Annotated in this window: 20 protein-coding genes; 13 read left to right on the top strand and 7 right to left on the bottom strand. The window is 71.1% G+C overall.

Annotation, left to right across the window (positions count from 1 at the left end):
- Positions 1–22 precede the first annotated feature (22 nt).
- The 3 genes from Y590_RS20965 (at position 23) to Y590_RS20955 (ending at position 2,887) form a co-directional block, all read left to right on the top strand.
- Positions 23–424, top strand: coding sequence for a hypothetical protein (locus tag Y590_RS20965; protein WP_060771547.1), 402 nt, complete (start codon positions 23–25; stop codon positions 422–424).
- A 143-nt stretch (positions 425–567) separates the two neighbouring features.
- Positions 568–1,266, top strand: a complete 699-nt coding sequence (locus tag Y590_RS20960; protein ID WP_060771546.1) for a TVP38/TMEM64 family protein — start codon at positions 568–570, stop codon at positions 1,264–1,266.
- Positions 1,267–1,324: 58 nt separating this feature from the next.
- Positions 1,325–2,887 carry a phospholipase D-like domain-containing protein gene (locus Y590_RS20955; RefSeq protein WP_353612590.1) on the top strand — a complete coding sequence of 521 codons (1,563 nt, stop codon included), beginning with the start codon at positions 1,325–1,327 and terminating at the stop codon, positions 2,885–2,887.
- Positions 2,888–3,120: 233 nt separating this feature from the next.
- Here the strand turns inward: Y590_RS20955 and Y590_RS20950 are convergent, their stop codons facing one another.
- Both Y590_RS20950 and Y590_RS20945 read right to left on the bottom strand, forming a co-directional pair.
- Complete coding sequence (locus Y590_RS20950) at positions 3,121–4,188, bottom strand: asparaginase (protein ID WP_060771544.1); 1,068 nt, start codon at positions 4,186–4,188, stop codon at positions 3,121–3,123.
- Positions 4,189–4,266: 78 nt separating this feature from the next.
- Positions 4,267–5,094 carry an endonuclease/exonuclease/phosphatase family protein gene (locus tag Y590_RS20945; protein ID WP_502689476.1) on the bottom strand — a complete coding sequence of 276 codons (828 nt, stop codon included), beginning with the start codon at positions 5,092–5,094 and terminating at the stop codon, positions 4,267–4,269.
- 281 nt (positions 5,095–5,375) lie between these two features.
- Between Y590_RS20945 and Y590_RS20940 the strand changes: the two genes are divergently transcribed.
- From Y590_RS20940 to Y590_RS20910, 7 genes are all read left to right on the top strand, one after another.
- Positions 5,376–6,263 carry an N-acetylmuramic acid 6-phosphate etherase gene (locus tag Y590_RS20940; RefSeq protein ID WP_060772395.1) on the top strand — a complete coding sequence of 296 codons (888 nt, stop codon included), beginning with the start codon at positions 5,376–5,378 and terminating at the stop codon, positions 6,261–6,263.
- Complete coding sequence (locus Y590_RS20935; protein WP_060771542.1) at positions 6,260–7,273, top strand: SIS domain-containing protein; 1,014 nt, start codon at positions 6,260–6,262, stop codon at positions 7,271–7,273. Before Y590_RS20940 ends, Y590_RS20935 begins: the two co-directional genes overlap by 4 nt.
- A 106-nt stretch (positions 7,274–7,379) precedes the next feature.
- Positions 7,380–8,537, top strand: coding sequence for an N-acetylglucosamine-6-phosphate deacetylase (gene nagA / locus Y590_RS20930; protein WP_502689475.1), 1,158 nt, complete (start codon positions 7,380–7,382; stop codon positions 8,535–8,537).
- A 59-nt stretch (positions 8,538–8,596) separates the two neighbouring features.
- A complete protein-coding gene (locus Y590_RS20925; protein ID WP_060771540.1) occupies positions 8,597–8,854 on the top strand; it encodes a hypothetical protein in 258 nt (85 codons plus the stop codon).
- A 92-nt stretch (positions 8,855–8,946) separates the two neighbouring features.
- Complete coding sequence (locus Y590_RS20920; protein ID WP_060771539.1) at positions 8,947–10,836, top strand: glycoside hydrolase family 15 protein; 1,890 nt, start codon at positions 8,947–8,949, stop codon at positions 10,834–10,836.
- A 279-nt stretch (positions 10,837–11,115) separates the two neighbouring features.
- Positions 11,116–11,364, top strand: coding sequence for a hypothetical protein (locus Y590_RS20915; protein WP_060771538.1), 249 nt, complete (start codon positions 11,116–11,118; stop codon positions 11,362–11,364).
- A gap of 133 nt (positions 11,365–11,497) precedes the next feature.
- Positions 11,498–11,926, top strand: a complete 429-nt coding sequence (locus Y590_RS20910; RefSeq protein WP_060771537.1) for a PilZ domain-containing protein — start codon at positions 11,498–11,500, stop codon at positions 11,924–11,926.
- Positions 11,927–11,982: 56 nt separating this feature from the next.
- On the opposite strand, the gene Y590_RS20905 is transcribed toward Y590_RS20910, so the two are convergent.
- Entirely contained in the window at positions 11,983–12,411 is a 429-nt protein-coding gene (locus tag Y590_RS20905) for an HIT family protein (RefSeq protein WP_060771536.1), read from the bottom strand.
- Positions 12,412–12,532: 121 nt separating this feature from the next.
- Here Y590_RS20905 and Y590_RS20900 point away from each other — a divergent pair, with 121 nt between their 5' ends.
- Complete coding sequence (locus Y590_RS20900) at positions 12,533–13,555, top strand: cation diffusion facilitator family transporter (RefSeq protein WP_060772394.1); 1,023 nt, start codon at positions 12,533–12,535, stop codon at positions 13,553–13,555.
- 4 nt (positions 13,556–13,559) lie between these two features.
- On the opposite strand, the gene ada is transcribed toward Y590_RS20900, so the two are convergent.
- From ada to Y590_RS20885, 3 genes are all read right to left on the bottom strand, one after another.
- The gene (gene ada, locus Y590_RS20895; protein ID WP_060771535.1) at positions 13,560–14,645 is read right to left on the bottom strand and encodes a bifunctional DNA-binding transcriptional regulator/O6-methylguanine-DNA methyltransferase Ada; all 1,086 of its coding nucleotides are present in this window, start codon (positions 14,643–14,645) and stop codon (positions 13,560–13,562) included.
- Between the two features lie 250 nt (positions 14,646–14,895).
- Positions 14,896–16,065: a M20 aminoacylase family protein gene (locus tag Y590_RS20890; RefSeq protein ID WP_060771534.1), complete on the bottom strand. Its 1,170-nt coding sequence runs from the start codon at positions 16,063–16,065 to the stop codon at positions 14,896–14,898.
- Entirely contained in the window at positions 16,062–17,282 is a 1,221-nt protein-coding gene (locus Y590_RS20885) for a GNAT family N-acetyltransferase (protein WP_060771533.1), read from the bottom strand. The genes Y590_RS20890 and Y590_RS20885 overlap by 4 nt, the downstream gene beginning before the upstream one ends.
- Before the next feature lie 199 nt (positions 17,283–17,481).
- On the opposite strand from Y590_RS20885, the gene Y590_RS20880 reads away from it, so the two are divergent.
- Positions 17,482–18,213, top strand: a complete 732-nt coding sequence (locus Y590_RS20880; RefSeq protein ID WP_060771532.1) for an SOS response-associated peptidase — start codon at positions 17,482–17,484, stop codon at positions 18,211–18,213.
- A gap of 12 nt (positions 18,214–18,225) precedes the next feature.
- Here the strand turns inward: Y590_RS20880 and Y590_RS20875 are convergent, their stop codons facing one another.
- A complete protein-coding gene (locus tag Y590_RS20875) occupies positions 18,226–19,221 on the bottom strand; it encodes an alginate O-acetyltransferase AlgX-related protein (protein ID WP_060771531.1) in 996 nt (331 codons plus the stop codon).
- A gap of 315 nt (positions 19,222–19,536) precedes the next feature.
- On the opposite strand from Y590_RS20875, the gene Y590_RS20870 reads away from it, so the two are divergent.
- A complete protein-coding gene (locus tag Y590_RS20870; protein ID WP_060771530.1) occupies positions 19,537–20,781 on the top strand; it encodes a glycosyltransferase family 61 protein in 1,245 nt (414 codons plus the stop codon).
- Positions 20,782–20,827: the final 46 nt, after the last annotated feature.

The following is a 20,827-nucleotide window of genomic DNA, read 5'->3' as shown; positions in this document are numbered from 1 at the left end:
CCGGATGAAGCGGGGAGCCAATATGGGAGTCGCCCTGCACGGGCCTGAACGGGACCGCCGGGACGGCGACGGATTCTCCCGTCGCGTACCCGAGCCGCTGGCGGATCTCATCGTTGCCATGGAGCGGACGCTCGTCGCGCTGGCAGAGGAGGGCGGGGGCCGCAACGAGTTGCATGCCCTGCGCAACTATCTCTCCGACCTCTGCGTGCTCACTCAGGAGACGCCGACGATCCGGCGGGCGGTGGACCGTCTCGTCTTCGCGGGCGACCGCCTCGGTGAGGCGGTGATCGCGCCGCGAGGCTACGAGCGCCGCTGGCGGAGCCCCCGCCTGAACAAGGCGCGCCAAGCCCTCACCTCCCTCGAACGGACGCTCGCCGGCGCGCGCCCGAGCCGGATCGCGGTGCGGCTCGACCGCGACTGGTGAAGGCAAAGCAGGCGGGACCGGCGCCGCGTTGAGCGGACGCCGAGACGACCGCGCGAAAACGGCCGAGCTTGGCGGAACAGTTGCGCCGGCCAACGGTTTGCGGACGCGTGCCACAGGCGCACCGTTCCCCTTCGAGCCACTGAATGGATAAACCCAGCCGCTCGGCCCAGACCTGGGCAGCCACGGCCGGCGCCGCCGCGCTGGCGGTCGGGGCATGGTACGTCCTGCCCGTCGAGGAATGGCTGCGCGCCTTCTCGGACTGGGCGAACGGCCTCGGTCCCTACGGCCTCCTCGCCTTCGGCGCGCTGTTCTTCCTCGCGACTCTCCTCGTCGTGCCGGGCACCCCGCTCACCATCGCCGGGGCCGTCGCCTTCGGCTGGGCGGTGATGCCGGTGGTGCTGTTCTCGGCAACACTGGGCTCCTGGCTCGCCTTCGTCGCCGCCCGCCACTTGTTCCGCGAGCGGGTGCGCGGGCTGATCGAGCGCCGGCCGGCGCTGAACGCCACCGTGGAGGCGGTCGGCGACGGCGGCTGGCGGCTCATGACCCTGATGCGGCTCAGCCCCTTCGTACCGTTCAACGCCCAGAACTACGTCTTCGGGGTGACGGATGTCGGCACCTGCGCCTATCTGGTCTCCACGGTGATCGGCATGCTGCCGGGCACGGTCGTGTGCGTCTATCTCGGCGTCATCGGCCGCCATGCCGGCAGCGACGAGCCGACCCACTGGATCACCCTCGGCCTCGGCCTCCTCGCCACCGTCGCGGCGGTGGAACTCACTCGGCGCCGGGTGCGAGCCAAGCTTGAGGCGGGCAAACTCAAGCTGGGAAAGGCCGGGGCACGATGAGCGTTTCGCTCAAGCGGACGATGAACCCGCCGCCGCGGCGTGGCGGCTCGGTGCGCGCATGAGGATGGAATTCGGGGTGGGTCAAGGATCGTCCGAGAGCTGGCTGCGGCCCGGGCTCACCTGCTGGCGGCAGGAGAGGGCGGGGCGCGTCGCGGTGCTGCATGACGGCGCGGCCTATTTCGCCGCCGCCCATGCGGCGCTGCTGAAGGCGCGCACATCCATCACCCTGATCGGCTGGAGCTTCGATCCGCGCGCGCGCCTGCTGCCGGGGAATTCGCCCGATGCGGGCGAGACCCTGGCGGAACTGCTGCGGCGCCTGAAGTCCGCGCGGCCGGAACTCGCCATCCGCATCCTGATCTGGGACATGCCCTGGCCGATCTCGGCGGGCAACGACCACACCCCCGACAGCGTGCGCGCGAGCCTCGGGCCCGGCATCGACTTCCGTATCGACGGCACGCTGCCTTTCGGCGCCTGCCAGCACCAGAAGATCCTCGTGATCGACGACGCGATCGCCTTCAGCGGCGGCAGCGACTTCGAGGTGAACCGCTGGGACACCCCCGCCCACCGCGACCGCGACCCCCGTCGCCGCCTGCCCTCCGGTGAGGACTACCCGCCGCGCCACGACGTGATGATGCTGGTCGATCGTGACGCCGCGCGGGCGCTGGCGGATCTGGCCCGCGAGCGCTGGCGCCGCGCCACCGGCGAGACCTTTCCACTCGCAGGTTCCGACGAAGCCCACGATCCCTGGCCCGAACCCCTCGCGCCGCACCTGACCGACGTGACGGTGGGGCTCGCCCGCACCGATCCGCCGTTGGACGGACGCCCGGCGGTGACGGAGAGCGCCGCGCTCACGCGCGCCTCGATCCGCGCGGCGGAGCGCTTTATCTATCTGGAGAACCAGTATCTCACCTCGCCGGTCGTCGCGGAGGCGCTGGCCGAGCGCCTCGCCGAACCCGACGGGCCGGAGATCGTGATCGTGCTGTCCGAGCGCAGCCCGAGCGGCTTCGACCGCCTGACCATGGACAGCGCCCGCCGCGGCCTGATCCGGGCCCTGCGCCGCGCCGACCGGTTCGACCGGCTGCGGATCGTGGCGCCGCACACGGAGAAAGGCCGGCCGATCCTGGTGCATGCCAAGGTCGCGATCATCGACGAGCGCCTGCTGCGGATCGGCTCGACCAACCTCAACAACCGCTCCCTCGGCTACGACACCGAGTGCGACCTCGCCGTGGAGGTGCCGGCCGACGACGCCGAGGCCCGCGCGGCGCTGCGGCGCCTGCTCGTCCGCCTGCTCTCGCATCACGGCGGCTGCCCGCCCGACGTGTTCGCGCAAGCCTTCGAAGCGCGCGGCTCCCTGCGGGCGGTGCTCGACGATCCCCGTTTGATGCCGTGCTCGCGGGTCTGCCCTCTCGTCCCCTCCCGCCGCGGCCCGGTGGCGCGCCTCGTCGAGGCTTTCCATCTCGGCGACCCGGTGAGCCCCGCCGACGCGTGGCGCCCCTGGCGCCGCCGCAAGGCGCTGCGCCGGGCCAAAGGCGAGGTGGATTCGAAGGCCGGAGCGCCGTCGCCGGGGGAGGTTTTAGAGCATCATCCCGAAAGGTGGCCTCCGGCTTTCGGAAAAAGATGATGAGAAAACAAGAGCTTAAAGCATCGTCCTGGATTTGATTTCCAGCACGATGCTCTTGAGGCGACCCGAACACCTGTTTGAGCGCGCTTATCCGGCAAGCTCATCGCTCCTCATGCTGAGCCGGCGTAGGGGGCCTCGGCATCAGGAGCGTTGCGGCCGCCGGAACCGGTCGATTGAGCCGGTCTCGGAAGCGCGGCTCGAAGAAAGCTCGACGGCAGGGCCGTCGAACACGGCTACTTGTCGAACACGGCCTGCAGGGCCGCGGGGTCCTTCCGCGCCTCCTTGCCCGCGGGCAGGGCGAGCAGGGTGAGGATGCGGGCCTTGTCCGGCGTGAGGTCGCCGGCGAACACCGCGCCGGCCTTTCGCAGGGTGTTGCCGCCGCCCTTGAAGCCGTAGACCGGGAGCGCACGGCCATCATGGACCTTGGTCGCCACGATCACCGGCACACCCTTGGCGATGACCTCGGCGATGGCGTCGTGCATCTCGGCGTTGACGTTGCCCCAGCCATAGGCCTCGACCACGATCGCCTCGGCCCCGCTCTCGGCCGCATGCCGCACCTGCGATCCGTCGGCGCCGGCATACATCGCCACGAGATCGACCCGCGGCATCCGCTCCGGCAGCGGCAGGGTCTGGCGGCGCAGGGAGCGGCGGCCGAACACGACACGGTCCTCGTCCACGTATCCCAGGATGCCGGCCTCCCCCGAATGGAAGGTCTCGACGTTGCTGGTGTGGGTCTTGCGCACCTCGCGGGCCGCATTGATGCGGTGGTTGAGCGTCACCGTCACGCCCTGGCCCACCGCGCCGTCGGACAGGATCTGGCGGGCGGCGTTGAGGAGGTTGCGCGGGCCGTCGGCATCCGTGTCGGACGCGTTGCGTTGCGCCCCCACCAGCACCACCGGCTTGTCGCTCTTCAGCGTCAGGTCGAGGAAGTAGGCGGTCTGATCGAGGGTGTCGGTCCCGTGCAGGACGATCGCCCCGCGGATGCCGGGATCGGCGAGCAGCGCGTCGAGCTTGGCGCTCAGCGCCGGCCAGCGGTCCGGGCCCATATAGTCGCTCGGCACGTTGCTGAACTCCGTGACCTCAACGGAGGCGATGTCCTTGAGCTTCGGCACCGCCGCGACGAGATCCTCGCCCGAGAGGGCGGGAACGGGCGCGTGGGTCGTGGGATCGAGCTTCATCGCGATGGTGCCGCCGGTCGCGACCACGGCGATCCGCGGCGGCTCGGCCCGCGCCGGCCCGGCGGACAATGCGGTCAGGGCGGCGAGACCGAGAGCGGTCAGAGGTCCTGTCGTCTTCGTCATCGTGCGCGCATCCTCTCCCGCCCACGGCCGGTCGTCGGGCCGGCCCGCGAACGACCATGCGCGCGCGCCGAAAGTCCCTCAACCCGGCTCGATCCGTATCTCCGCCAGAACCGGCAGATGGTCGGACGCCTTCCGCGCCAGCGGCGTGTCCACGACCGCGACGCGCTCGACGGCGACGCGCTCGCTCACGAAGACATGGTCGATGCGCAGGAGGGGGAAGCGGCTCGGGAAGGTCGCCCCGCCGCGCCGCCAGCGCCGCTCCGCGGTGAGCCGCCGCGCATCGGTGAGGCGGCCGCTCAGCCGGCGGTAGGCGCGCGACCAGCCCGTGGCGTTGAAGTCGCCGAGCAGCACCGCCGGCGCGTGGCAGGCCGGATCGCCGAGCCAGTGCGGCCCGAGCAACGCCTTGGCCTGGGCGACGCGCTCCGCCCCGAGCAATCCGAAATGGGTGGTGAGCACCTGAAGCTTGCTTGCGCCCGCCGCCACCTCGACCCACAGCGCCCCCCTTGGCTCCAGGCCGGGGCGCCGCAGCAGGCCGGGCAGGGGGCCGGCGCGCCGGAGCCGCGAGGGCAGGTGGGTGAGCACGGCATCGCCGTAGCGCTCCTCCTCGATGTGCAGGGCCGGGTGGAAATGCGAGAACATTCCGACCAGCCGGGCGATCTCCTCCGCCTGATCCAGACCGCCGGTGCGCGGGCGCCCGACATCGACCTCTTGGAGCGCGACGATGTCGGGCGCCAAGGCGGCGATCACCCGTGCAACCCGCTCCGGTGCGACCCGCCCATCGGTGCCGCGGCAATGGCGGACGTTGTAGGTGAGCAGGCGCAAGGGCCGCGACGCCACCGATGCCGATTGGTCCAACGCGGTGTCCGATCGTTCTTCGGCATGCGCCTCGATCTGCCCCTGTTGCACGCCCTCTCCCCCGGCCGGATTGCAGCGCGCGCCCCTGCAAGCCCCCTGCAAGGAGCCGGAACGGCGCGCGCCAACCGAACGCCGGGACCGGCCAACCGATCCCTGATCGCATCGGATCGCATGCAGCGAAATCGCGCCGACGTCCGTTTTCCGCGTCCGGCGGAACCGCATCGGGGATGACCTCTTTCGAACAGGCGAGGCGCGTGATGCAGTGCCGAAAACGGAATCGGCCGAAGACGGAATCGGATGAACGCGATGCGGACGAGCAGGGCACGCAAGGCATGAGGACCGAGGACGCCAGCGCCCGCTACGTCGATCTCGACGCCTGGGGCGGGCTCGACATCCTCCAGGCGCTCTGGGAGGGCCAGCTCGCGGCGGTGGCGGCGGTGGGGCCGGCCCTGCCGGCGATCGATGCGGCGGCGCGGGCCGCCGAGCCGGGCCTGCGCGAGGGCGGGCGGCTGGTCTATGTCGGGGCCGGCACCTCCGCGCGGATCGGCGTGCAGGACGGGGCGGAATTGCCGCCGACCTTCGATTGGCCGGAGGCGCAGCTCGGTTTCGCCATCGCCGGCGGGGAGGGCGCCCTGCTGCGCGCCGTGGAGGATGCGGAGGATTCCGCCGCCGATGGCGCCGCCTGGATCGCAAGCGCCGAGATCGGCCCGCGCGACGTGGTCGTGGGGCTCGCCGCCAGCGGCTCCACGCCCTTCACCGTCGAGGCGCTGAAGGCCGCCCGCGGCCGCGGCGCCGTTACCGTCGGCATCAGCAACAACCCGGAGGCGCCGATCCTGCGCGAGGCCGCCCACGGTATCCTCGCCGCCACGGGGGCCGAGGTGCTGGCGGGCTCCACCCGCATGAAGGCGGGCACGGCACAGAAGGTGATCCTCAACCTATTCTCCACCTTGGTGATGATCCGGCTGGGGCGGGTCTATCGTGGGCGGATGGTGGCGATGCGCGCGACCAACCGGAAGCTGCGCGCCCGCGGCGTCGCCATGGTCTGCGAGCTCGCGGGCTGCCCGGCAGACGTCGCCGCCGACGCCCTGACGCGGGCCGAGGGCGACATCAAGCGCGCAGTGCTGCTCGCGGGGGGGATGAGCGCCATGCGGGCCGACGACCTGCTCCTGCGCCACGACGGCAACCTGCGTCGCGCCCTTCGCGAGGTGGGCCGGTCATGAGCGCCACGACCTTCATGGCGCGGGAGATCGCCGCGATCCCCGCCGCCGCCGACGCGCTGCTGGCAGCGGGCGAAGCCGCCCGCCTCGGCGCGACATTGCGCGCCAAGAGCTTCCCCTTCGTGGTCGTGTGCGGGCGCGGCAGTTCGGGCCATGCCGGCGTGCATCTGCGCTACCTGATCGAGACGCGGCTCGGCCTGCCGGTTTCGGCCGCCGCACCCTCGGTGGTGACGGGCTATGACCGTCCGCCCAAGGTTGCGGGCGCGCTCTTCGTCGTGGTCTCGCAATCGGGCCGCTCGCCCGATCTCGTCGCGGCGACGGAAGCGGCGCGCGCCGGCGGAGCCGTGACGCTCGCCCTCGTCAACGATCCCGAATCCCCGGCCGCGCGGGCGAGCGACCTCGTCCTGCCGATCCTCGCTGGGCCGGAGCAGGCGGTCGCCGCCACCAAGACGGTGACGAATTCGGCCCTCGCGGGCGCCGCGCTGGTGGCGGCCTGGGCCGGCGACGGGGAGCTGGAACAGGGCCTCACCGCCCTGCCGGAACGGCTGAGACAGGCGCTCGCCCTCGACTGGTCCGCCTGGAGCGCCGACCTCGCGGGCGCGCCCGCGGCCTTCGTCACGGGGCGCGGCCACGGGCTCGGCCCCCTGCGCGAGATCGCCCTCAAGCTCGCCGAGACCCTGCGCCTGCCCGCGCTCGGCTACTCGGCGGCGGAGCTGCGTCACGGCCCCCGCGCCTCCGTCTCAAGCGCAACGCCGGTCCTGGCTTTGCGCCAAGCCGATCCGCTGGCCGAGGGCGTGGACGCGCTCGTGCGCGACCTCACCCGCGACGGGCTGCGGGTCCATGCCTGCGGCGGTCCACTCGGCACCCTGCCCTGGCTCGGCGACGGCCATCCGGCCTGCGACCCCATCGCCATGCTGGTGCCGGCCTACCGCGCCATCGAGGCCGAGGCCCGACGCCGCGGCCTCGACCCGGACAAGCCGGCCGGCCTCACCAAGGTGACGGAGACGCTGTGATGACGAGTCCGGGTTTCGAAAGGGCGCGCCCTTTCGCGGGGCCAGGGCGGAGCCCTGGGACGACATTGGGGCTCTGCCCCGATACCCCGCCGAAGGGATGATCCCTTTGGGAACCCGATGTGATCAAGCGATCTGCGCGGACCGCGTCTTCGACGGCGAGCGGATGCTCGGCGACCGCGCCGTCGTGCTGCGCGGCGGGCACATCATCGACGTCACCGCCGAACCACCTGCGGGCGTGCCCCTTGTCCGGCTGCCGGCGGGCACGGTGCTGGTGCCGGGCTTCATCGACCTTCAGGTCAATGGCGGCGGAGGGGTGCTCCTCAACGACGATTCCAGCGTGGCCGGCATCGCCCGGATCGCGGCGGCGCACCGGCGCGGCGGGACCACCGCCCTGCTGCCGACCCTCATCACCGACACGCGGCCCGCGATCCGGGCGGCCATCGCGGGCGTTGCGGCGGCGATCCGCGCCGGGATTCCCGGTATCCTCGGCATCCACCTCGAAGGGCCGTTCCTGAGCCCGCAGCGGATCGGAATCCACGACCCGTCCCGGCTCGCCGAATTCGGCCCCGGCGACGCCGAACTCCTGACCGGCTTGGGCGAGCACGGCCTCACCCTGGTGACGCTGGCGCCGGAGCGGGTGCCGGCCGGTGCGGTGGCCGACCTCGTCGCCCGCGGCGCCCGGGTCTGCGCCGGGCATACGGCGGATACGGGAGTCGCGATCCGGGCGGCGATGGCGGAAGGGCTCACCGGCTTCACCCACCTGTTCAACGCCATGTCGCAGATCGGGCCGCGCGAGACCGGCGCGGTCGGCGTCGCCCTCTCGGAGGAGGGGACTTTTGCCGGGATCATCGCCGACGGCCATCATGTCGGCGACGACCAGCTTCGGCTGGCTCTGCGCCTCAAGGGAAGCGAGCGGCTGATGCTGGTGAGCGATGCCATGCCACCGGTCGGCGACAGCCGCGCGGACGCGTCCTTCACCCTGTTCGGGCGCCGGATCGTCCGGACCGGCGACCGGCTCACCGGCGAGGACGGCACCCTGGCGGGCGCGGCGATCACCATGGCGGAAGCCGTCCGCCACATGAGCACGCGCGGCGGCGCCTCCCTCGCGGAGGCCCTGGCGATGGCCTCGCTGACCCCGGCCCGCTTCCTCGGACTCGACGGGCGGCTCGGCCGCATCGCCCCCGGCTTTGCGGCCGATCTCGTCGCGCTTTCCGCCGACAAGGCCGTGCTCGGCACCTGGATCGGCGGGGAACAAGCGGTCTGAGGCACGGTTCGCTCCCTCACGGAGCCCGCGCGGGGCCCTTCTTCGAAAAGGTTCGAACCATGAAATTTCCGCTTCGCATCAGTCTCGTCGCCCTGGCGGCGACGCTCGCCCTGGCCGTCGCCGGCCCCGCCGGCGCACAGGGCGGCAATTCGGGCAGCGGTCTCTCGCCGTCGGCGAGCGCCACCGGCAACGATCGCAGTGCCGGCGTCAACAGCGGCAACTATCGGCGGCCCGGGGGGTACGGCACCCGGCGGGCCTACCGGCCGAGGCGGAGCCCGTCGCGGCGGTTCATGCGTAACCACGCCCCCCGCTACTGAGCCGGCGCTTCGCGCCGCGTCGCCTGATGTCGCAGGGGCGAACCCTGCGCATCACGGGACGTTGCCGCGGCGCCACTCGACCGGGAATCATCGTGACGGACACCCCCATCGCCGACTACGCCGTGATCGGCGATACCTGCACCACGGCCCTGATCGCCCGCGACGGTTCCCTCGATTGGCTGTGCTGGCCCCGGCATGACGGGCCGGCGGTGTTTCTGGCGCTGCTCGACCGCGACCGCGGCGGCCGTTGCCGCCTCGTCCTCGACGGGCTGACGGGAACCAGCCGCCGGTATCTGCCCGGCACCAACATTCTCGAGACGACCTTCGTCACCGCGACCGGCCGGGCGGTGCTCACCGATTTCATGCCGATCCATTCGCACGAAGCCGTGCCGGAGGAGGGCCCGGACGGCCACGTCCAGGGCCAGGTGGTGCGCCGCCTCGCCTGCGTGTCGGGCCGCGTCTCGGGCCGATGGCAGGTGCGCCCGACCTTCGACTATGCCCGCGCCCCGACCGAGGCGACGGCACAATCCGAGACCTGCATCCGCTTTCGCGGCGGCGGCGATGCGATCCGCGCTGTCGGCACCCTGCCACTCGTCCCGCGCGAGGAGGCCGCCGAGGGCGCCTTCGCGCTGAAGGCCGGCGGGCGCGCCGATCTCGTGCTCGCCCACGGCGAGGGCGACGGTGGCGATCCCGGCGCGGCGGGAAGGCCCGGGACGGTCGATGCCTCGCTCTCGGCCACGCGGGCCTACTGGGAGGAATGGTCGGGCCGCTGCACCTATGAGGGGCCCTATCGCGAGACGGTCCTGCGCAGCGCGCTGACCCTGAAGCTGCTGACGCACGGCCCTTCCGGCGGCATCGTCGCCGCCGCGACCGCGGGGCTGCCCGAGGCGGTGCCGGGCAACCGCAACTACGATTACCGCTATGTCTGGATGCGGGATGCGAGCTTCACCGTCACCGCCTTCGTCAATCTCGGCTACCAGCGCGAAGCCGCCGAGTTCCTGCGCTTCCTGCGCGAGGCCGATACGAGCCGGGGGCGCGACCTCCACCTGATGTACGCCCTCGACGGTGCGGTGCCGCGGGAGGAATCCCTCGACCACCTGCGCGGCTGGCGCGGCACCGGCCCGGTGCGGATCGGCAACGCGGCGGCCGATCAGGAGCAGTACGACATCTACGGCGAGTTCCTGGTGGCCCTCCACGGCTACCTCGAGGCGGTGGAATTCGACCCGCCGGTCAAGGTGAACGACCATCTGCCCGAGGCACTCGGCCATCTCACCGACCACATCCTGCGGGCCCGCCACGCGCCCGATCACGGCCTGTGGGAGATGCGCACGCAGAAGCGCCAAAGCCTGCACACCAAGGCGATGCTCTGGGTCGGCCTCGACCGCGCCGTGCAGATCGCCCGCGCCGACCCGAAGCACCGTCTCGCGAGTCCCGACACGATCGCCGGGTGGGAGCGGGCGGCGGACGAGATCCGAGCAGAGTACCATGCGCGGGGCTGGAACGCGGCGCGCGGCGCCTACACCATGGCCTACGAATCGGACGATCTCGACGCAGCGGTGCTGCGCGCCGTGCTGTTCGGCGCCTTCGATCCGCACGATCCGCGCGTTGCGAAAACCCTGGAGCGGGTCGGCGCGGAACTCGGCGCGGGCGACCTCGTCTACCGCTACCGGATCGACGACGGGTTGGAGGGGGAGGAGGCGACCTTCACCGCCTGCGCCTTTTGGCGGGTCGGCTGTCTGGCGCTGGCCGGCCGTCACGACGAGGCCGCCGCCCTGTTCGAGCGGCTGCTGGCGCGGGGCAACGATCTCGGCCTATTCGCCGAGGAGATCGACGCGGAAACGGGCGAGCAGCGCGGAAACGTCCCGCAGGGTTTCACCCATATGGCAGTGATCAACCACGCCGTCCGCCTCGCCGCGGCCGACCGCGAGACGCCGACCGACGAACCGGATTGCCGGGCAGAGGCCGACGCCGTCCCGGCCTGATCGGCCTGTACCCACAAAGAACCGGGCGACCGCTCGGAGCCGCGTGAGTGGCTTCGCCGCGCGAAGCGAGCATTCGGGGGCGTGAGCCCCGGAAAGCATCGAGCGGAGCGGCAAGTCCACGCAACCGATGCGCTCCGCGGAGGCGGGCGCGGGCGCGGGCGACCAAGGCCGGCAGGAAACCAGGGTCATCGCCTTCAAGCGATGGCCCTGACCGACACAAACCGGACCGATTGTCGGACTACCGTGATTCCGAGGGTGCGGCGATGCGGAGGAGATCCGATGCGAAGCTACAACCTGTTCCGCCGCCGGGGCAGGGAAGCGCTTTTCTGCGCCGTTCCGGAGAGCTGTGCCGTGCCGCGCTTCGTCGGCGGGCGCCGCTGGACCTTCGGCGGGCGCATCGATGGAAGCGCCAGCCCTCCCCCCGGCTTCGACGACCGCGCTGCGGTGACCGCCGTGCGCTTCAACGGCTTCTACCTGTTCCAGTGCCTCGACGAGGGCGGAACGGAGCGGGCAACCGACGGCGCCTAGTGCATCGTCCTTTTCCGAAAGCCGGCAACCACCTTTCGGGATGATGCCCTAGCGGGTGCTTGAATCGAGTCGAGCATTCCTTAACGGCCGGCATGCCAGACAGGTGGACAGTCAGGCGGGCCGGAGACCGATCATGATCAGCGAGAAGCGCCAGGAGCCTCGCAAGCGAACCTTTCTCAAGGGGCGGATCCACTTCAACAAAGGTGCGTCCAGCATGGATTGCATCGTCCGCGATTTCTCGGAGATGGGCGCACGGCTGGAGTTGAGCGAGACCAACACCCTGCCGGAATCGTTCGACCTCTATATCCCGCAGAAAGAAATCACTCTCCGGTCGAATCTGCGCTGGCGCCGCGGCGACGCGGTCGGCGTCGCCTTCGCAGAGGCGCCGAAGGCCGCCCCCGAGCCGTCCCCGGCACCGTTGACGGACCCGTCGATCGCCGTCCTGCTCCGCCGGATCGCTGAGTTGGAGGCCGAGAATGCCGGCCTGCGCTCGGTGATCGCGTCCATGGGAAGCAGCATGGGAGCCGGCGCGGGATCGGCGAACGGGGCACGGCACGCCTGAGCGGAGGCGGCATCCGCGGATCCCGAGCGGGAGCGAACGGATGTCGCGGGGCCGGCTCAGCCCTCGTCCAGCGCCGCCCGGATGCGCGCGGCGTGCTCGGCGAGCACCGCATTGTCGGCCATGCCGCCCTCGTGGCGCTTCAGCGGCACGCCGTCGTGGCGCGGCACGAGGTGGAAGTGCAGGTGGAACACCGTCTGCCCGCCGGCCGGCTCGTTGTACTGAAACAGCGTCAGCCCATCGGCCTTGAAGGCCGCCTTCACCGCACGGCCGACCCGCTGCACCGTGCCGATCACGGCCGCGAGCGTCTGCGGCTCGGCATCGAGGAGCCCGCGCGAGGGCGCTTTCGGGATGACGAGGGTATGGCCCTCGCCCTGGGGCATCACATCCATGAAGGCGAGGCTGTGCTCGTCCTCGTAGACCTTATGCGCGGGGATCTCCCCGCGCAGGATCTTTGCGAAGATGTTGTCCGGATCGTAGGGCGTCATCGCACGGCTCCTGGCAGAAACGGGCGGCACGTTGCACGGGCCGGCTCATCGCAGCAACCTTGACCACTCCGGCCGCGTTGACGAGCCCGTGACGGCGATGCGCGCCGCTCAGGAGCGGGACATGGCCGAGAGCACGGGTGCGATCTACACGGCGGCGGGCGCCAACCTCGCCATCGCGGCAGCGAAGTTCGTCGGCGCCTTCCTCACGGGCTCGACCGCGATGCTGGCGGAGGGCGCGCACTCGCTGGTCGACACCGCCAACCAGCTCCTGCTGCTGGTCGGCCTGAAGCGGGCGAAGAAGCCGGCGGACGCCAAGCATCCCTTCGGCTACGGGCGCGAGGTGTATTTCTACGCCTTCATCGTCGCCCTGTTCATCTTCCTCGGCGGCGGCATCTTCGCGATCTACGAGGGCGCCCACAAGATCGAGCATCCCGAGCCCGCCGCCGACGCGACCCTGTTCGGCGTTCACCTCTCCGGCTTCTGGGTGAACGTCTCGATCCTCGGCTTCGCGATCCTGGCGGAGGGCTATTCCTGCTTCGTGGCCGTGAAGGCGTTCTGGGCGGAGAAGGGCGAGCGCGGCGCGATCACCGCGATCCACCGAAGCAAGGATCCGTCGCTCTACACGATCCTCGTGGAGGATGTGGCTGCCCTGATCGGCCTCGTCATCGCCATGGCCGGCGTGGTGCTCGCCCACGTCCTCGACAACCCGGCGCTCGACGGCTGGGCCTCGATCGGCATCGGCCTCGTACTGATCGGCATGTCGATCTTCCTGATGATCGAAACCCACGGCCTGCTGATCGGCGAGGCCGCCGACCCGGAGGTGGTGCGCACGATCCAGGCGGCGGTGCGTGAGGAGCGCGCGGTCCAGCACGTCAACGAGGTGCTGACCCAGCATCTCGGCCCCTCGGACATCCTCGTGAATCTCAGCCTCGACTTCGCCGACGACGTGCCCGCGGGCGAGGTCGAGCAGACGGTCGCTCGGCTGGAGCAGCGGATCAAGGCGAAGAGCCGCAACGTCACCCGCGTCTTCATCGAGATCCAGGCGAGGAAGGCGCACGCGGCCGGGCACGCGCCGACCGATACGCCCAACCCGGCGCCGACAGGACACGACGCGGCCCCGCCCGGCTCGGCCGTTCCGGCTTGAGGGATTAGCGCTTCACCCCCTCGCGGGCGAGCAGGGCCGACTTGCGTTCCGTGCCCCAGCGATACCCTGAGAGCGCCCCGTCCGAGCGCACCACCCGGTGGCAGGGGATCGCGACGGCCAAAGCGTTGGCGCCGCAGGCCATGGCCACGGCGCGGACCGCCGCCGGCTCGCCGATGGCGCGGGCGATCTCGGCATAGGTCGCGGTGGTGCCGACCGGGATGCGGCGCAGCGCCTGCCACACCCGCTGCTGGAAGGCGGTGCCGCCGATGTCGAGGGGCAGGTCGAAGGCGCCCCCCGGCGCCGCGACGAGGCGCACGACCTCGGCCACCGTCGCCGCGAAATCCGCGTCGCCGGCCACGATCGCCGCCTTGGGGAAACGCGCCGTCAGGTCGTGTCGGAGCGCGTCGGCATCGTCGCCGAGCAGGATCGCGCAGACCCCTCGAACGGTCGCCGCCACCAGCACGAGCCCGAGAGCACAGGCGTCGATCGCGAAAAAGATCCGCTCGCCCGCGCCGCCTTTGCGATAGGCCGACGGGCTCATGCCGAGCCGCTCCGCGCCGCCCGCATAGAACCGGCTCGGCGCGCCGTAGCCCGCCGCGTAGACGCTCTCGGTCACGGTTCGGCCCTCGGCGAGACTGTCGGCGGCGCGGGCCGCGCGGTGGGCCGCGGCGTAGGCCCCCGGCGTCACGCCGGTGACCGCCTTGAAGATCCGGTGGAAGTGGAACGGGCTCAACGACGCCGCGCGGGCGAGCGCGTCGAGGGAGGGCGGCGTCTCCGCCGCCTCGATCAGCCGGCAGGCGCGGGTCACGGCCTCCGCCTGCCGCTCGGACTGGGCCGCTTCGTCGGGCCGGCAGCGGCGACAGGGCCGGAATCCCGCGGCCTCGGCTTCCGCTGGTCCGGCATGGAAGGAAAGATTTTCAGGCCGCGCCGCCCGCGAGGGACAGCTCGGCCGACAATAGACCCCGGTGGAGCGCACCGCATAGACGAAACGCCCGTCGAAGCCGCCATCGCGCGCGGCGACGGCGGCGCGCATCTCGGCCGCGGTGAGGGGCGCCTCGTCGGGCGGGACAATTTCGGATTCGGCGAGCATCGGCGCCTCCGGGAAAAGGGATGCGGCGATCCTTGCGCGAGAAGGCGGCCGACGCATCCCGTCCCTTGCTGCCGAATCGTTTTTCGAGTTCGCTCTCCAGCGATCGCCGACCCGCACCTCATCCTGAGGTGCCGCGCAGCGGCCTCGAAGGATGCTCCAGGAAACGCGCGGGATCTGGAGGATCCTTCGAGGCTTCCGCCTCGCTCCAGCACCTCAGGATGAGGGGGAGGGTCGGAAGAATGCGGATGGCTTATGCCGCCGTGCGCCGCTCCACCATCCGCGCCAGATAGGCCGCGCCGAGCGGGATCAGGCTGTCGTCGAAATCGAAGCTCGCATTGTGCAGGCCCGGGCCCGGCGTGGCGCCGAGCCAGGCATAGGCGCCGGGCACCGCCGCGACCATGTCGGCGAAGTCCTCGCTGCCCATGCGCGGCACGGTGTTGGCCTCGACCTTCTCCGTTCCGAACAGTTCGGCGGCGATCTCGGCGGCGGCCGCCGCTTGCTCGGGGTGATTGTCGAGCACCGAGAACACGTCGCGCAGATCCACCTCGATGGTGGCGCCGTAGGCCGCGGCGAAGCCCGCCGCCAGCTCGCGGATGCGGGTGGCGATCAGCCGGCGCAGATCGGCATCGAAGGTGCGCACGGTGCCGGTGAGATGCGCGCCCTCGGGAATGACGTTGTAGGCCGCGCCCGCATGGATCTGCGTGACCGAGACCACGGCGGATTTCAGCGGGTTGCTGTTGCGGCTGACGATCGACTGCATCGCCTGGACCAGCCCCGTCGCGATCACGATCGGGTCGATGCCCTGGTGCGGCATCGCCGCGTGCGCGCCGCGGCCGGTGATGCGGATGTCGAAGAAATCGGCCGCCGCCATGATCGGACCGGGCCGAACCTGCAGCACGCCGTGCGGGCCGTGGGGCGCGTTGTGGATCGCGTAGATCTCATCGACCGGGAATTTCTCGAACAGGCCGTCGGCGATCATCGCGCGGGCCCCGCCCAACCCTTCCTCCGCCGGCTGGAACACGAACACGGCCGTGCCGTCGAAATCGCGGGTCTCGGCGAGGTAGCGGGCGGCGCCGATCAGCATGGTGGTGTGCCCGTCATGCCCGCAGGCATGCATCTTTCCGGGCACGGTGGAGCGGTAGGGGAGGTTGGTCTCCTCGGTGATCGGCAGCGCGTCCATGTCGGCGCGCAGGCCGATCCGGCGCGCACCCGGCCGGCCCTGCAGCACGCCGACCACCCCGGTCTTGCCCAGCCCCCGGTGCACCTCGATGCCGAACTTTTCGAGATGCTCGGCGACGATGCCGGAGGTGCGGACCTCCTCGAAGCCGATCTCGGGATGGGCGTGGAGATCGCGCCGCAGGGCGGTCAACTCGTCGGCGTAGGTGCGGATGCGGTCGATCGGGCTTGTTTGCGGGCTCATTCGCTGGTGTCCTCGCAGGTGCGGCGGAAGGGCGACATCGCCTCGTACGCGGCAATCGCCGCGTTCACGTGGTTGCGCTCCCGTTTCAGATAGTCGGCGACGGCGCGGGCCAGCGCCGGATCGGCGATGTCGTGGGCCGAATGCATCGGCACCGGGCGGTAGCCGCGGGCGAGCTTGTGCTCGCCCTGCGCACCGGCCTCGACCCGCTTCAGCCCGCGGGCGATCGCGAAATCGATGGCTTGATAGTAGCAGACCTCGAAATGCAGGAAGGGGTGATCCTCGATGCAGCCCCAGTTGCGGCCGTAGAGCGCCGTGTCGCCGATGAAGTTGATGGCGCCGGCGATCGGCCGGCCCGCGTTCTTGGCGATCACCAGCAGGATGCGCTCGGGCATCCGCGCGCCGATCAGCGAGAAGAACGCGCGGTTGAGGTAGGGCCGGCCCCATTTGCGGGCGCTGGTGTCCTGATAGAACTCGTAGAAGGCGTCCCAATCGGCTTCCGAGATGTCGGCGCCGGTCTTGTGCTCGACCGTGATGCCCTGGCTCAGCGCCTCCCGCCGCTCGCGCTTGATCGCCTTACGCTTGCGCGAGGCGAGCGCCCCGAGAAAATCGTCGAAGCCGGCATAGCCCTCGTTCTCCCAGTGGAACTGCTGGTCGACGCGGGTCAGCATCCCGAGGGCTTCGGCCTGCTCGGCTTCGCGCGCGCGGGCGAAGGTGACGTGGATCGAGGAGGCCTCGGTCTCGGCCCGCAGGGCGCGCAGCCCCGCGACGATGGCGGAGGCGGCGGTGTCGGGATCCTCCCCCGGTGCGATGAGGAAGCGCGGCCCCGTGACGGGCGTGAACGGCACGCTCACCTGGAGCTTGGGATAATAGCTGCCGCCGGCCCGCTCGTAGGCGTCGGCCCAGCCGTGGTCGAACACGTATTCGCCCTGGCTGTGGGACTTCAGATAGCAGGGTGCGGCGCCGACGAGCCGGCCCTCGCGCTCGACGCGGACATGCAGCGGCAGCCAGCCGGTGCGGCGGGACACGCAGCCCGCCTCCTCCAGCGCCGAGAGGAAGGCGTGGCAGGTGAACGGGTTGAAGGTCTCGTCGCCCGCCCCGAGGGTCTCGGGGGAGGTGGCGCAGGCGTCCCATTCGGCGGCATCGAACCGGGCCATGCCCGGCACGGCGCGCACCTGCAGGACGGGCTCGGGAGCGTTCGCCGTCGCGGGGGTGGTCATGGCCCCAAGTTAGAGCGCCTGGACGCGGATGTGGATACCGGTTCGACGAATGCGAGGCGCGACAAAACGGGGCCGGCGTCACGGATTCGATCCAGGCCTCACCCCCATCCTGAGGGGACGGGCCGGATCACCATCATCGCTGTGACTCGGGCACCCGCTGCGCTTGATCCGGCGCCCGCCAAAAGCCCATATCGCGTCCATGTGCGGACGCTTCTTCATCGGCCAGCCGCCGGAGGTCTACCGCGCCTTCTACGGCTATTCCGAGCAGCCGAATTTCCCCGGCCGCTTCAACGTGGCGCCGACCCAGCCGGTGCCCGTCGTGATGCGCGAAAGCGGCGAGCGGCATTTCCGGCTGATGCGCTGGGGCCTCTGGCCGACCTGGCTCAAGGATCCGTCGGACTTTCCGACCCTGTTCAACGCCCGCATCGAGACGGCGGCCGAGAAGCCGGCCTTCCGCGGGGCGCTGCGCCACCGCCGCTGCGTGTTCCTGGCCGACGGCTTCTACGAATGGCGCCGCGAGGGGGCCGGCAAGGCCGCGACGAAGACGCCGTTCGCGGTGCGCCGCACCGACGGGGCGCCGATGGCGTTCGCCGGCCTGTGGGAGCCGTGGATGGGCGCGGACGGCTCGGAAGTCGATACGGCGGCGATCATCACCTGCTCGGCCAACGGCACCCTGAGCGCGATCCACGAGCGGATGCCGGCGATCCTGGCCCCGGAATCGGTCGGGCCGTGGCTCGACGCGGCGGTGGACGCGCCCGAAGCGGCCCGCCTCTGCCGGCCCTGCCCGGACGAATGGCTGCGGCTCGATCCCGTGAGCGAGCGGGTCAACAGCGCACGCAACGACGATAGCGGGCTTCCCGAACCGGTGGCCCCGCCCGCGAGCCGCAAGGCTCCGGCAAAGGCCGCGATCGCGCAGGGCGAGTTGTTCTGACGCGCCTTCCGCTCAAGCTGCCGCGCCGCCTTCCCCGCCCACCTCCTCCCCGAACCGTTCGGCGGCGTAGTCGTCGAGGTTGAACGCGTCGTCGGGCACGCGGAACATGAACCGCTCGGCGATCTCGGTGAGCAGGATGTCGGGCCGGACCCGCTCCACGTAGGACCAATCGACCGACGTGCTCCAGACGAAGTGCACCTCGGCGAAGGTCTCGGCGAGCATGATGGTCAGCATCAGCGGCGCGAAGTGCGAGTACGAGTCGCCGAACAGGACGAGGCGGCGCGGGTCGCGGGCGGCGGCGTTGGCGTAGATCACGTGCGAGCCGACATGGAGCGTGTCGGCGCGGCCGGCCGCCTCCCGCGCCGCCACGATCGGGCTGGCGTAGCGGCGCACGGCATCGCGCTGCAGGTCGTGGATGCGCGTCCGTTCGGTGCGCGGTGGATCGAACCGGCCTCCGAGATCGCCGGAAATCTCGGTCTCGCGGAATCCACGCTCTGCGAGGTCCGGGCAGGGCGTGGCCCGCAGCGCGCGGCAGATCTCGCGATAGGCGAGGTGGCAGCCGGCGAAGGTCCAGTGGCTGTCGGTGCGGTAGAACAGGTCTTCACCCGCGCGGGCCGCCCGCATCGGCTCGACGAGGTCGATGCAGGTCTGCCGCAGAATGCGCGTGACCGGCCATTCCCGGAGATGCCCCCTCAACCGGGAGAACCACCGCCGCCGCGGCAGGCCGCGGATCAGGCGGCGGGCGGGAGAGAGGCGGTGATCGACCGCGATCCCGTCCAGGAAGCCATCGTAGACGCTGAGCTTTTCCGGTACGACGACGTGGTGGTACGCGATGCCGCGTTCACGCGCCCGCGCCGCACGGCCGGCGATGCGTTGGCGCCACAGTTCGGTCTGGTGGGCCATGAAGCCCGACTCGTTGAACTGCGCGATGACGTTGTTGCTTCCGGCGACGACGAACAGCCAACCGTCCTTGCCGACATGAATGTGATCGGTGACCGTGTCCGACACGAAGTCGCGCCCTTCCTCAACCGTCTTCGCCGATGCCGAACGCGCGGGCGGGCCGTGGCTCTACAGGCGCCGGCCGCTCCGAGGCAAATGCGGCCGGGCGCGCAAGATAGGCGTCGGACTTCGCCCGCAGCGATATGCTAGAGCATCGTCCCGAAAGCTGGCCTCCGGCTTTCGGAAAAAGATGATGCAAAGACAAGGGTCTAGGGCATCGTCCCGAAAGGCGGCCTCCGGCTTCCGGGGCGATGACGGTGCCCGAGCGGTGTTGCGAATTCCTTGAATGGACGGGCTTCACCGCAGAACCCGCGAGGAGCAGGCTTGAACGACACGCAAGCGGATGAGGCCGCGGCGCATGCCCGGCTGATCGAGGACAACCTCGTCCTCACCTGCGAGGCCGGGCACCTGTACCGCGACGGCGGGTTCGCGGGCGATGCCGCCCTGCTCGAGCGGCTGCGGGAGCGGGTGAGCCCGCTCACCGAAGTGGTCGGCGCCGTGTTTCCCGGCTTTCCCGCGCACGACCCCGAGCCGCCGCGCCTGTTCGGCGGTTCTGCCGCCTTTCGCGAGAAGCAGGGGGCCGCGCTCGCGGCGCCGCGCCCGCCGGGTCCGCCGACGCTGCTGTGCGAGACCCGCGATGTCCGGCTTGCGGGCAACGCCCTGTTCCATATCGCGGACGGCCGGCCGCAGGTGCTGTTCGAGACCTACCGGCCGCAGGAGCGGCACGTGGTGCCCGGCCCCGGTCCCGGCTTCCTGCACGTGGACGAGACCATCGCTACGGCGGGCCTCGTCTTCCTGCTCAACTCGGCGGGCTCGTTCAATTACGGCCATTGGCTGATCGACGACCTGCCCCGGCTGCACGCGCTCGCGCTGCTGCGCAAACGTCATCCGCGGGTGCCGATCACCGTCGCGCTGGTGTCCTACTTCCCGCATATCGACGCGGCGCGGCGCCGCTCGATCCAGCTCCTGCTGCGCCATCGGGTCTCGATCCGCTTCCTCGACCGGGACAAGACCTACCGCTTCGCGCGCCTGCACCACGCCACGCCGTGCAGCCTGCCGAGCACGGGCAAGTCGCCGCACGCGCTGCGCTATCTCACCGGGCAGATGCGGGCGCGGACGCGGCTGCCGCGCGGGCTGTTCGCGTTACGGACGCTGACCGGGCGAGGCCGGCGCCTGTTCGTGGACCGGCATCCGGGCCGGGGCCGGGGGCTCGCCAACCGCGACGCCGTGCTCGGCCTGCTGCGCGGCCTCGGCTTCCAGGCGTTCGATCCCGAACTCACCAGCGTGCGGCAGCAGGTGGTGCGGTTCTCGGCCGCCGAGATCGTGGTCGGCATCGCCGGGGCGGGGATGGCCAACACGGTCTTCTGCCGGCCCGGCACGCCGGTCATCCACCTCGTGCCGGAGGGCTGGGAGGACCGGTTCTATGGCGAGATCGCCACCGCCTGCGGCCAGGATTATGCGGCGGTGTTCGGCCCCCGGATTCCATCGGACGCGCCCGAATATCTTCGGGATTTCGCAATCGACCCCGAGCCCCTGCGCGAAGCCCTTGCGGCTGCAGGTCTGCGCTGAGATCCTGGGATCCCAAAGGGATCACCCCTTTGGCGGGGTCTCGGGG

The sequence above is a fragment of the Methylobacterium sp. AMS5 genome (assembly GCF_001542815.1).
Classification (GTDB): Bacteria; Pseudomonadota; Alphaproteobacteria; order Rhizobiales; family Beijerinckiaceae; genus Methylobacterium.
The sequence above is the reverse complement of the archived record's forward strand: the minus strand, read 5'-3'. Positions and strand labels throughout refer to the sequence as shown.